This window comes from Streptomyces bobili, assembly GCF_002154575.1.
GTDB classification, from domain to species: Bacteria; Actinomycetota; Actinomycetes; order Streptomycetales; family Streptomycetaceae; genus Streptomyces; species Streptomyces bobili.
Genome location: NZ_MUBA01000407.1, coordinates 1 through 736 on the forward strand (window position 1 = coordinate 1; position 736 = coordinate 736).

A 736-nucleotide genomic window follows, 5' to 3' on the forward strand; every position below is an offset into this window, starting at 1 on the left:
GGACATCGGGCGGCCGCCCGAGCACGACCTGCGCCGGATCATGGACGCGGTCTTGTATGTGGACCGAACCGGGATCCCCTGGCGCTACCTTCCCCACGACTTCGCGCCGGGGGAAACCGTCTACGGATACTTCGCCGCCTGGCAGAAGGACGGCGTATTCGACCAGCTCAACGGTCTGCTGCGCCGATTGGTCCGGGAGGCCGCAGGCCGGGATGCCGAGCCGAGCGCGTGCGTGCTGGACGCACAAAGCGTCAAGACGTCCGCCAACGTACCGGCCGGCGGCCAGGGCATCGACGCGGGCAAGAAGATCGCCGGACGCAAGCGCCACATCGGCGTCGACACCCTCGGGCTCCTCCTCGCGGTCTGGGTCACCGCGGCCAGCGTCTCCGACAACGCTGGCGGCATTCACCTGCTCTCTCACATTGCCAAGGCCCACCCCCGAATCACCAAGGCCTGGGCCGACACCGGCTACCGGACCAAGGCGATCGAACACGGCGCCAACCTCGGCATCGACGTCGAGGTCACCCGCCGCGACCCGGGCCAGAAGGGCTTCAAGGTCATCCCGCGGCGCTGGATCGTCGAGCGGACCTTCGGCTGGCTCATGAACCACCGCCGCCTGGCCCGCGACTATGAAACCCACCCGCACCGCTCCGAAGCGATGATCCGCCTCGCAATGATCGACCTGATGAGCCGCAGACTCACACGAGAGTCGACTCCGAACTGGAAGGACTCATAG

At 67.4% G+C, this 736-nt stretch carries 1 protein-coding gene; it reads left to right on the forward strand.

Going from position 1 to position 736, the window contains the following annotated elements; translation table 11 throughout:
* The coding region (locus BZL64_RS28210; RefSeq protein ID WP_107430357.1) for an IS5 family transposase at positions 1 to 736 on the forward strand (736 nt) is incomplete at its 5' end.